The sequence below is a fragment of the Peribacillus frigoritolerans genome (assembly GCF_001636405.1).
GTDB classification, from domain to species: Bacteria; Bacillota; Bacilli; order Bacillales; family DSM-1321; genus Peribacillus; species Peribacillus frigoritolerans.
Map to the genome: position 1 here is coordinate 3857678 of NZ_KV440950.1, position 12321 is coordinate 3869998.

At 37.4% G+C, this 12321-nt stretch carries 8 protein-coding genes, 1 rRNA gene and 1 pseudogene; 3 read left to right on the forward strand and 7 right to left on the reverse strand.

All coding sequences use genetic code 11. The features are described 5' to 3' along the window. Positions 1-57: 57 nt before the first annotated feature. Both A6755_RS18215 and A6755_RS18220 read right to left on the reverse strand, forming a co-directional pair. Positions 58-1608 (reverse strand): 16S ribosomal RNA (locus A6755_RS18215). A gap of 621 nt (positions 1609-2229) precedes the next feature. Further along, entirely contained in the window at positions 2230-3294 is a 1065-nt protein-coding gene (locus tag A6755_RS18220; RefSeq protein ID WP_063591594.1) for a sulfite oxidase, read from the reverse strand. Between the two features lie 1019 nt (positions 3295-4313). Between A6755_RS18220 and A6755_RS18230 the strand changes: the two genes are divergently transcribed. Both A6755_RS18230 and A6755_RS18235 read left to right on the forward strand, forming a co-directional pair. Next, positions 4314-4784, forward strand: coding sequence for a hypothetical protein (locus tag A6755_RS18230; protein WP_034313297.1), 471 nt, complete (start codon positions 4314-4316; stop codon positions 4782-4784). Positions 4785-4997: 213 nt separating this feature from the next. Beyond that, entirely contained in the window at positions 4998-5450 is a 453-nt protein-coding gene (locus tag A6755_RS18235) for a hypothetical protein (RefSeq protein WP_057276245.1), read from the forward strand. A gap of 389 nt (positions 5451-5839) precedes the next feature. Here the strand turns inward: A6755_RS18235 and A6755_RS18240 are convergent, their stop codons facing one another. From A6755_RS18240 to A6755_RS18250, 3 genes and pseudogenes are all read right to left on the reverse strand, one after another. Next, positions 5840-6154 (reverse strand): MTH1187 family thiamine-binding protein, encoded by a 315-nt coding sequence (locus A6755_RS18240; RefSeq protein WP_063591595.1) that lies wholly within the window; start codon positions 6152-6154, stop codon positions 5840-5842. A 343-nt stretch (positions 6155-6497) separates the two neighbouring features. Beyond that, positions 6498-7667 (reverse strand): MFS transporter, encoded by a 1170-nt coding sequence (locus A6755_RS18245; protein WP_063591596.1) that lies wholly within the window; start codon positions 7665-7667, stop codon positions 6498-6500. A gap of 273 nt (positions 7668-7940) precedes the next feature. Beyond that, positions 7941-9316 (reverse strand): annotated as a pseudogene (locus A6755_RS18250) (aminotransferase-like domain-containing protein). 160 nt (positions 9317-9476) lie between these two features. Here A6755_RS18250 and A6755_RS18255 point away from each other — a divergent pair. Then, positions 9477-10379 carry a DMT family transporter gene (locus tag A6755_RS18255; protein ID WP_063591597.1) on the forward strand — a complete coding sequence of 301 codons (903 nt, stop codon included), beginning with the start codon at positions 9477-9479 and terminating at the stop codon, positions 10377-10379. A 457-nt stretch (positions 10380-10836) separates the two neighbouring features. Here A6755_RS18255 and A6755_RS18260 read toward each other — a convergent pair whose 3' ends face one another. Beyond that, complete coding sequence (locus A6755_RS18260) at positions 10837-11049, reverse strand: hypothetical protein (RefSeq protein WP_034313316.1); 213 nt, start codon at positions 11047-11049, stop codon at positions 10837-10839. Positions 11050-11327: 278 nt separating this feature from the next. Beyond that, positions 11328-11954, reverse strand: coding sequence for a GyrI-like domain-containing protein (locus A6755_RS18265; protein WP_063591598.1), 627 nt, complete (start codon positions 11952-11954; stop codon positions 11328-11330). Positions 11955-12321 lie beyond the last annotated feature (367 nt).

The following is a 12321-nucleotide window of genomic DNA, read 5'->3' on the forward strand; positions in this document are numbered from 1 at the left end:
AATGAATTACTCATTCAAAACTGAACAAAACAAAAGCGCTCTCGTAATTATCCTTAGAAAGGAGGTGATCCAGCCGCACCTTCCGATACGGCTACCTTGTTACGACTTCACCCCAATCATCTGTCCCACCTTAGGCGGCTGGCTCCATGAAGGTTACCTCACCGACTTCGGGTGTTACAAACTCTCGTGGTGTGACGGGCGGTGTGTACAAGGCCCGGGAACGTATTCACCGCGGCATGCTGATCCGCGATTACTAGCGATTCCGGCTTCATGCAGGCGAGTTGCAGCCTGCAATCCGAACTGAGAATGGCTTTATGGGATTCGCTTACCTTCGCAGGTTTGCAGCCCTTTGTACCATCCATTGTAGCACGTGTGTAGCCCAGGTCATAAGGGGCATGATGATTTGACGTCATCCCCACCTTCCTCCGGTTTGTCACCGGCAGTCACCTTAGAGTGCCCAACTGAATGCTGGCAACTAAGATCAAGGGTTGCGCTCGTTGCGGGACTTAACCCAACATCTCACGACACGAGCTGACGACAACCATGCACCACCTGTCACTCTGTCCCCCGAAGGGGAAAGCCCTATCTCTAGGGTTGTCAGAGGATGTCAAGACCTGGTAAGGTTCTTCGCGTTGCTTCGAATTAAACCACATGCTCCACCGCTTGTGCGGGCCCCCGTCAATTCCTTTGAGTTTCAGCCTTGCGGCCGTACTCCCCAGGCGGAGTGCTTAATGCGTTAGCTGCAGCACTAAAGGGCGGAAACCCTCTAACACTTAGCACTCATCGTTTACGGCGTGGACTACCAGGGTATCTAATCCTGTTTGCTCCCCACGCTTTCGCGCCTCAGTGTCAGTTACAGACCAGAAAGTCGCCTTCGCCACTGGTGTTCCTCCAAATCTCTACGCATTTCACCGCTACACTTGGAATTCCACTTTCCTCTTCTGCACTCAAGTTCCCCAGTTTCCAATGACCCTCCACGGTTGAGCCGTGGGCTTTCACATCAGACTTAAGGAACCACCTGCGCGCGCTTTACGCCCAATAATTCCGGACAACGCTTGCCACCTACGTATTACCGCGGCTGCTGGCACGTAGTTAGCCGTGGCTTTCTGGTTAGGTACCGTCAAGGTACCAGCAGTTACTCTGGTACTTGTTCTTCCCTAACAACAGAACTTTACGACCCGAAGGCCTTCTTCGTTCACGCGGCGTTGCTCCGTCAGACTTTCGTCCATTGCGGAAGATTCCCTACTGCTGCCTCCCGTAGGAGTCTGGGCCGTGTCTCAGTCCCAGTGTGGCCGATCACCCTCTCAGGTCGGCTACGCATCGTCGCCTTGGTGAGCCATTACCTCACCAACTAGCTAATGCGCCGCGGGCCCATCTATAAGTGACAGCGTAAACCGTCTTTCCATCTTCTCTCATGCGAGAAAAGAACGTATCCGGTATTAGCTCCGGTTTCCCGAAGTTATCCCAGTCTTATAGGCAGGTTGCCCACGTGTTACTCACCCGTCCGCCGCTAATCTCAGGGAGCAAGCTCCCGTCGATTCGCTCGACTTGCATGTATTAGGCACGCCGCCAGCGTTCGTCCTGAGCCAGGATCAAACTCTCCGAAGAAATGTTTGACTTGCTCATTTGCTTTTTTGATAGTGTGTGCTCACTTAAAATTTAACGTTGGCGCTTTGTTTTGTTCAGTTTTCAAAGAGCAATTTGTGGTAGGTTTTTTCCAACTAATTCATCTTAACATAACATTGAATAGTTGTCAACTTCTACGAAGTATTTCTTTTTTTAAAATCGCTCATTAATTAGGCGACTCCATTATCATACTGCTATTTTTCTTTAGTGTCAACATTTAATCCGTAAAATAAGAATCTCTAATAACACTCTCCTCTTGAAACCATCTTGTTAATGAATACAAAAAAACACCGTACGCATTTCATCTCAACTGGGACGCACTAAACTGAAGATTTTATCAAAACATGCCCTTATACTATTTAATTGGATTATTCTTTTTATAAAAAAGATCGATCATTTTAATGTTACTTAAACAACTAAACCAGCTAATAGGATGTCAATATCTTTCTCTAAAATTTTCATTTCCCTTATGATATACTATTTTTGGCCATGACAAATACCCCTCCAAAACTCTTTTGGAAGGGTTTTTTCTCTATATCACCAAACCGTTATTTGGCTAAATCCAAAAGTTTTTTCAGCCGTTTTCATTTCCTTAAATTAAAGTCATTCTACCTTAACCTTAATTTTATCAATGGCATTATACCCATAACCTTTCTTATTCCAATAAGGTAAATTAGGTTGAATTTGACCAAATGAATCTGTTGCTCTGGATTGAATCGTGTACTCACCTTTTTCTGATATACTCCATTCGAATGACCAACTAACCCATCCATAACCAGCATTCTTACCAGGTAATATATCGGCGTTACTCCATGTATAGCCATCATCCATACTAATTTCCACCTTGGTAATAACTCCTTTTCCTGTCCATGCAATCCCTTTTATTAAATGTACACCTGTATTAATTTTTTCCATGTCCAGCGGTTTTTGGATAGTCGAATTGATATTTATTGCAGTGACCGGAAATGCATTTTGATCATTGTCTTTATTTGGATAATACATATAATCAATAGTTTGAAAAGGTCCATTGAAAGTAGTATTAATAACACTTATCTGCTTTATCCACTTAACAGATGCCATTGCATACCACTGCGGAACGATTAATCTCAATGGATAACCATGTTTAAAAGGAATTGGCTGGTTATTATACTCATATGCAATGATTGTATCCTCATGCAGTGCCTTCTCGATAGGCAAACTCCTCGTGTAGGTGTAAACCTCATCCAGATCGGTCCTAAGGCCATAATCATATCCCTCCACGACAACTTCTTTTGCCCCATCTCCTATGCCAGATATTTCAAGTAATGTCCGTAATGGTACACCTTTCCACTTCCCTTGACTAATGGCCCCCTTTTCCCATTGTTCTCCAAATGTTTTAGGTTCGAAGAGATTACGCTTGTCTCCCGAGCATTCAAGGACAACTTCAACCGTTTTGGATGGATATTGAAGAATGTCTTGCATGGACAGCAGTAATGGAGCTGATACTACTCCATTTATAGGAAGCCAATAGTTTGAATAAGAAAGTGTCGGATAAGTAAAGTGGTTCCTTCTAAAAAATAATTGGTTTTCCACACTATCATTATTGATGAATTGAATGGGTGTCTCCTGATTTTCCGGCAGCAAACTACGAGTAGTTAAATAGGGTTTCACTTTTTGAGGTTTTGTCATGATTCCCTCCTAATTAATATGAATCATTATAGATGTATACGTTCATTTCTGCCCATTTCATCCTACACACCATCTGTTTAAATCCAGTTTGACTAATCTCATCGCCGATCCCATTGATTCATATTTGAATGGCTATTTGCTGTGCATTTTCTTGTAATAAGTAAGGTTAGGGATCATTTAATTTCCAGTCCTTAGGATATTAATCCAATTGCACTTTTTAGTACTTTCGGTGCTTTTTTAATTCCTTCCGTTCCAACAAAACTGCTCGCACTCGCTATTAATATGCTTGAAGAAATGAATTTGACCACATAAAAAATTCCTGATCCAATAATTAGATCCAGGATTAAAAACCTTTTAATTGTTGAACCTTTTATTATATAAATAACGATTTTGTCGTTTTTCTTCATACTCAGAATGGTCACACCCTTATCTTTTTCTAAATGTTATGTCAAAGAGGGGTTGTCATATTCTTCTGCATCTTGTCTTTACTATTTAACAAGAACTGCTTTCTGTTAGCGTTGGGCATAAAGCATATTTATTTTGCTGCAATTTGGTGACGGCTCCACATCAAAAGGTCGATATGAATGTCTTCATTCCACCAATCGAAAATCCTTTACGAACTGAATGGGTTCTCCAGATGTGACCCTCTTCTTCTCATTTGTTCGGAATTGTGTTTTATTGACAATTAAGTCCTTTCGTTATCTTCCTTAATACAAGAAACGCTCACAAAAGGTCTATGGGTTGCTGATCGTTCTATGATTTTTGAAGGAAAAAGCTTTAGCAACCTAATTCAAGTACAAAGTAGAATTCTCACTATGGACTAAAACAAAATGAACAAAAATTACTCTAGCCAAGTTAATAAAGAAGAGCTATAGTATAAATTTGATGTATCCCGCGGATAACGGACACGTAAAAAAGTGCCCCTTATCCGGATTTTTATTCACTAGATGTAATTGGATAAGGGATTATAGTGGACCCTCCCCTATAATTATTGCGGTAATCTACATAAGGAGACAACCATGTATATTTGGAATATTAACAAACTTGTCAAGGCGTTACAGGCAGGAACTATAACTGGCAAACAAAAGAAAAGATATCGGATAACTTTTTGGGTACTAGTTGCTCTTACAGTGTTTTCACTGCCAGGAGTTTATAACCCTTCATCTATGAATGGATATGATGTTATTGATCTAATTTTATTTTTTATTATCAATATGATTGCAATCTACCTTTTAGTCGGTATTTATAAAAAGAGAATGAGGAAAGAATTAGATTTCTTCTTACCCTTTTTTGGCTTACTGATTCCACTTTTTTTACGTAACAGCTTATGGACTGTACTTTTAACTATCATTGGTTCAATTTACATTGTCTTATTTGCTCCTTATCATTCACTTGAGGAAACTAATATTATCGATGTGAGTATTAATGCTATAGTCGAATTTGTCATGAATATTATGTTTGTCCATTACTTTAAGAAGATATATAACTAGGCAGCACCTATTTTGGTGCTTTTTTAAATTTGACTTCACACTTTCACTTCTTCCTGACAGCTTCATTCCATGCCTTATAGGTATCACGTTTCTTCCTATTAATTAAACAAACGAGAATCAAAAATGAAAAAAATTTGCTTCTTATCAGTTTCTTAGTACTAATCTCTTTTTCTCCTAATAAACTTAATAAACTAACTATTTAGGAGGGGTGCAATGTTTAATCAAAAGCTGGATAATATTAGGCCGCTTATTTGTAAAATTAATGACGTCACTTACCAAAAGTACCATCTATATAAGAAATCATATGAGCGGGAAGTTTTCGTCATAAAAGATTACGGTGAAGACCGCGGTATTACCAATAAAAGTATTGCATTATTCGAAGCAGTCAAGGATCATTTTGATCGTTTTAAAATTGCTAAAATTACTAAAGAAATTAATAAAGATAATATTTTGCTCGATAGCGATCTCATCCTAATAGACAAAAAAGGAAATGAGCTACACCTTTCTGGTTGTAGTTGCGGGTATGCTGGCACTGGTTCACAGGGGACAGTTGAAATTTTGAATAAGGCTGGATTCGAGATAGATAGAAGGTTTGTGTTTTGTTCAAAAGGATTCACTCTTTTTCATCCAAATGAAGAAAAAGAACTTTATGGCGAACGTTTATAAATTATCCAAATAACGGTCTATATCTATCATTACCCAATCTCCTCAGCAAGATATAAAATGGAAATGAATGAAATAAAAAATAAAAAAGCCTTGGGAACTGATAAATCAGTAATACCAAGGCTTTAAAGCTATTAATACATTGACATTAATTAAAGATCATCAACGAAACTCGGGATATATCTATGAAGAACAGCAATATATCGACGAAATTCAGGATATATCTCCGAAAACAGCAATATATCGACGAAATTCAGGATATATCTCCGAAAACAGCAATATATCGACGAAATTCAGGATATATCTCCCAAAAACAGCAATATATCGTCAAAATTCAGGATATACCCCCGAAAACAGCATTATCTACATTTCACTGTTAATTACAAAACCTGTTATTCCTCAAGCATGCCCTTCACTCGTTCTACTTTGTCTTCCATCCTGCGTTCTTTATCTCGACGGTCATCGATTCGGATATTCGTACAAACTCTAGCAAGACCTTTTTCAAAAGGTACTTCGTGCATCGCTTGGATCACTTCAAACAATTTAGGCAGGTCGCCTTCAATGATTGTATTCATGGGTGTCAATTGAAAACGAATTTCCCCCTTATCTTCATATTGCTTTAATACTCTTTGAATATCCGCCACATAGCTGCTAACACTTGGAGTTTGTGTACCGACAGGAATAACCGTTACATCAACTATTGCCATACTTATTCACCAATCCTTTATATGTATTTCAATCAAGAAGCATCCATCCTCTAGAAGACGGATGTTTTTACTATTATAACTCAAACTTCGCACCTGGGAAATTTGATATGAGCTTTGGAGCCTGCGATTCGTGAATCAAAGCACTTCTACTGGCAGGTAAAATACTGTAGATGCGGTCAATTAAAAAAGGAAGCGTTTATTTTTTACACTTTTCCTGATGATTAGGTCATTAGCTGCTTCTTTTATACATCCCTTACGAGTAGAACTGGATGTATTCCAGTTCTACTCATTTTGGTATTCCAGCTAACAAATCCACCTCTATTAAAATAGAGGTGGATTTGTTTTAGATCGATTTATTATGCCTTGTCTTTTCATTTATATAATCCTTATAGACTAACACAGCAACAACAATAAAACTTAGACTAACAATCCTGTAGATCATCCCTAAACTGATCGATTCTGCTAAAATACCTAATACAAACGCGCTAACCCCAACACCAACGTCAAAACTGGAAAAAAAGGTTGCGTTGGCTGCTCCTCTTTTTTCTTCACTTACCTTTTGAACAGTCCATGTTTGTAAACATGGCATAACCGTGCCATAACCTGCCCCAAATAAAATCGCCGCAACGATAAGTTGAGATTCATTTGTCGTATATGACAAGATAACAAGTGAAAAGAATCCTAACACAGCCGCCATAATGATAATAGACCAAGGTCCTTTTTTGTCATACCATTTTCCGGTAAAAGGACGTAGTAAAGTTGAGACAGTTGCATTGATAAGGAAGAATAAAAAAATATGATCTACTTCCCTTTGCTTCCCAAAAAGAACCAAAAATGTGATGATAGCCCCAAAACCTAGTGTAGTAATAACCGTAAGTAACGCTTGGAACCAAACGTCTTTTTCAAAAACCATATCCAAAAAGCGAAATGGCTTCTTCTCACGCTTTACAATAGTAGGTGAATAGACAAATTGAAGCGTAAGTACTGCCAATAAGCTCAATACTGCTGATGACCATATCAATATATCGAAGGAAAAAGAGGCATAGATAAGGATACCTATACTCGGTGCAACGATAGCCCCGACCGTTGTGGATATAGAAAAATACCCTATTCCTTCTCCTAAGCGTGTCTTGGGAATAAAATCCACTACCATTGTACTGTTAGCTGTGGTTGATCCCCCCCATGCCGCACCGTGGAAAAGCCGTAACAATAGAAGAAGCCATATCATATTAAGAAACGGATATAGAATTGTAATGACCATTAAAGCTGCACTTGCACAAATGGCCAGACTTTTCCTCTGGTTATCCATTAAATAGTAACCTACAAAAGGCCTGATTAAAACAGCACCTACCGTAAATAATGATGTTACTAGACCAACTTGAATGGAAGATGCATTCATGCTTAACAAATAGGCAGGCAAAATAGGAAGCATCATTTCAAACCCAATAAAAACTAAAAAGTTGCTTATAAATAAAAAAAGAAATGATTTATTAAAGATTCTTTGATTTTTCATATGATTATTCCTCGCTTCTAAATTATTTTTCTAAGTTAGAAGCGTTTGGAACACCGAAACATTTTTCAATTGCCTAAGGTTTTTAGTCAATTGACTCACCCTCTCTAAACCCCTTAAAAAATTTATCAAACAATCATAACAGAACCTACCCTTATAAACAAGCAGCTCTATTTTAAATAACTTTATAGGATAGAATTAAGTGAGAAAATCATTTATGGAATATATAAATAGCTTGTGATTATTTAGGTTGTGACGGGAAAAACCCGGCACTTTCTAAATGAGTAAAAAGTTATTCGGAGCAATATGCTTTTTTCTACTGTCAATTAAAGCAATACAGTGAGCCAATCGCTCTACCCCTAGTTTAATTTGACTCTCGTTCACTTGAGAGATGCATAAACGAACGAGATTCTCCTTTTTATATTCTGCTAAAAACATTCTGGAGGCATCATCAACATATATATGCTGCTCGTTTAGCATATGAACCACCTGTTTTGCTTTCACATTCTCGGGTAAGCTGATGGAAAGATAGAATCCGGAATTCGGTTTAGAAAAAGAAGTGTTAGCCGGCAGTAATAATTCACATGCTTCTTGAAGGATTTGCATTTTAGTTCGGTATACCTCTTTTACTTTTTTGAGATGACTATTAAACATTCCGCTTTTTAAATAGATTTCTAGCGCACCTTGAGAAAGTGCTGAACTATTAAAATCCGAACTGAATTTATAACGTAAAAAGTTGTTCATCATTAATGCAGGAAGAACGACAGTCCCAATCCTTAGCCCTGGTAGAAAAATTTTCGAAAGGCTTTTAATATATATCACTCTCCCGGAAGGATCAAAAGAAAATAAAGGATCTGATTTTGGATTTGGATCAAGGTCTCCTAAAATATCATCCTCCACTATGTATACATCGTATTTTTCAGCTAACTCAACTATTTTTTTCTTTTCGCCATTCGTGTAACTATGTCCAAGTGGATTGTGAAATCTCGGGATAATATAGAAAAACTTTATATCATTATTTCGAAAAATGTATTCCAGTCGATCAAGATCTATTCCTTCCATTGATAATTCGATTCCAAAAGTAGTGGCTTGATGCAGATTGATGGACTCGATGAATCCAAAATAAGTAGGCTGTTCAATTAGAATATTGTTTTTCCCATTTGGAAATGGCATAGAAACTAATAAATGGAGGGCTTGCTGCGAGCCAGAAACAACGACTAATCTTTCTGGTTTAGTGAAGACCTGTAAATTCTCCAAATATTTCACCAACTGTACTCGCAGTGAGTAAAGCCCTTGTTGATCAGAGTATGTAAATAGCTCTTCTTTGTAATGATCAATTGCTTGATTCATACAATGTTGAAATTCAACATAAGGCATAACATTTTTATCTGGACCGGCAGACAAAAAATCAATCACCTCATTCTCTTCCTTCGCTTTTTGATATTCATTCACAACATAATAGCCGCTTTTAGGAACAGAATAAATTAAATGTTTTTTTCAAGTTCTGCATATGCTTTAATTACCGTATTTTTGCTACATGAAAAATACTCGGATAATTGACGAACAGAGGGAAGTTTACTGCCTGCAATTAGCGAACCATCTTCTAGGCGAAGCTTAATGTCTTCCATTATCATTATATATTTTGAGTTCATATATTGATCCCCCTCCAACTGTACCAGGACAGATAGGTAAAAAAACAGTTTATTTTTATTGAATGTACTCATAGTATGTTAATTATATCAGAACTGTTTTTAAGATAAGTAAAAAATGGTACAGATGTGGTACAAAGTATAAAGATTGGGGTTGGAAAAGATGCTGGGGGAAACAAGAGAAAAATTCGGATTATTTTTGGGATTGGTGGGTGTCATTTGTTTTAGCTTAACGCTCCCCGCTACAAGTATTGCTGTAGAGTATTTTGGGACTACGGTCGTCGGTTTAGGAAGAACGGTTGTAGCCGCTATTTTAGTAGGGGTGGTATTGATCGTTCGAAAGGAAAAACTGCCTTCTCCAAGTCAATTCAAAAGTCTACTTATTGTTGCTGTTGGTGCAGTTTTAGGATTTCCTCTCCTCACTTCTTGGGCAATGGAATCCTTGCCTGTTTCTCATGGAGCTGTGGAAGTAGCACTGTTACCGTTAGCAACAGCTGGATTTGCTATGTTTAGGGCAGGTGAAATCCCTTCAATCAAATTCTGGGTTTCAAGTATAATCGGATCTTTAGCTGTCATTATGTATGCACTTCATCTTGGATTCGGCCAATTGCAATTAGCCGATTTAGCTTTACTGGCAGCAGTGATCATACTGGGACTTAGTTACGCAGAAGGGGGGAAATTAGCGAAAGAATTAGGCAGCTGGCAAGTGATTGCTTGGGCCATTATGATCGGTGCTCCATTTTTCATTATTCCAGTTGGGCTGAACCTTTCAACTGAAATGCTCCATGCCCCTATCCAAGCTTGGGTTAGCTTAATTTATCTCTCAGTGGTTAGTCAATTTCTAGCATATGTTGCTTGGTATAGCGGAATGGCTATGGGCGGAATAGCAAGGGTTAGTCAGATTCAATACTTACAACCATTTTTGATGATTGTATTTGCAACAGTATTTCTAGATGAATCCATCACATCTTTCACTCTTGTAACAGCAATGATTGTTGTCTTTTCTGTCATATTAGGCAAAAATGCTCCCGTAACAAAAAAAGTAGCTGTATCAGGGAAAAGCTAACTGCATTTAGAACAAGAATTCCAATAGATGAAAGAGACCGACAGTCATGAATATGGATTCAAAATAAAAATCAACAAAATAAAAGGGAAAGCTAAGTTAAGTCAAAATCATACATTGTAAAGACAAAAATTAATCGTTGATCAACTGAAACGAATTTCGAATACGGATGAGCAACAGATTTCATTATTAATGAAATCAAATCTAAAAAAATAACATGAATGCTACTGCACTTACAGGAGTGTTGATCAAATAAGGATTAACGCTCTTTCTTTTTTCACATTAGGCTTAAATCTCGTATTGTAAAATCCTATATGTAAAAGCTTTCATATTCATTAGATCTTCCAGATCCCACGACTTAGTTTCACTAAAAAATTCTTAACCGGTTTCTTTCCCTTATCATGGTTCATCTTTCACACCGCCATAAAAAAGCACCCAAACCAATGGATGCCTTCTCCTTTTATTCATCAATTTTGACTTCTTTCAGTAGATCATTTCTATACGAAATTGCATCTCGTTCAAAAACTTTTTTAAACCTGTTTTCGTACTCTTCACGGGTTATTAGACCTTTTTCTTCCAGTAGTTCCACTATAGCTCTAACCCTTACTCTACTCGACACTAATTCGTTTGTCATATTGGACAATAAAATACTGATTTTCTCATCATCATTCATTTTCTCATCCCCTTTGTTTAACTAATTTGACAAAATGGACCAATTTCCTGCAAAAAAAAGCACCCAAAATAATAGATGCTAATGTTTTTAAATAAGTAATATAAGAGTGGTGTTTGTTCCTCTTTTACACCCTCATATAAACTATGAGCCATACCATAACACCATATTGGATAATTTTATTGCGTCCTATGGTAATAATGCACCTTTTACTCTATGTAAACTCCTTCAATCTTTGCTACATGAAATAATGAATGCATGTTAACAGCTAAGAGTTCATGCTATTTTATCGGCTTAACCTTATATCTCAAAACTGTTTTTAATTTTGAAGATTCAACTTTCCTAAAATTTGAAAGATATATTTCTCTATGTTGTAATGACGTTTTTTCCAGATTATTATCTTTTATGAATTCATTCATTACTTTAAAACTTTGAGGTTCATCATCATATGGACCAACATGAAGCATTTGGACAGATAACCCATCTTGAAATGTACCGAACCTTACATCATTTAGAAATGGATGTGGTTTCTTTTCTTCTACATGTTCAAATGCTCTGTCCACTATTTCCTTTGTTGCAAAATCTGGTTGTCTAATCATGATCGTATATAATAATTCATCTTTATTTAAAGTATCTAGTTTCTTACCCTCTTCCGTTAAATCCCAAATCCCTTCTAATGGATATACGGTGTATTCAAAATATCCAGCTGGAGTGTATCCTTGCCTAGGCATCATCCTGACCGCATAAGCCAATGAATAAAGAACACCTATCTTTTCAGCGAATTCGTGCTCATTTGGATTTCCTTTTCCCTTTATCAAAAAAAATTTCTGTTCTGGAATTGATACAAGTTCAGGTTTTTGTTTTGGGATATATAAATTCTTCTCTCGTTTTCTCCATTCGTATTTCATTAGTTTTTGTTCCCTTCTATATATTTTTTCCATTCATCTAGAAATTAACAAACAGTTTGTCATCTTATTATCAAAGGACAATGGTTCCTCTAAACGTTCATCCACAACCTTTTTATTACCCGTGCGGAAAAGAACATCATTACGATAAATCTGCCCTTTGTCCTAAAGGTCTTTAAGATTCACTATTGGTTGATATTTCTTTTTATCACTCATCTATTATACCCCGCTGTTGTTCCGGGATAAGACTTTCCAACTATATCTTTCGGAAAAGGGCATCCCGATTCTCTATTTCCCTTCTTTGTCCGCTTACGCTTGAACACATTCCTTATTGTAAGCCAGACCCTTGCCGTCCACATGTGTCTGTTCC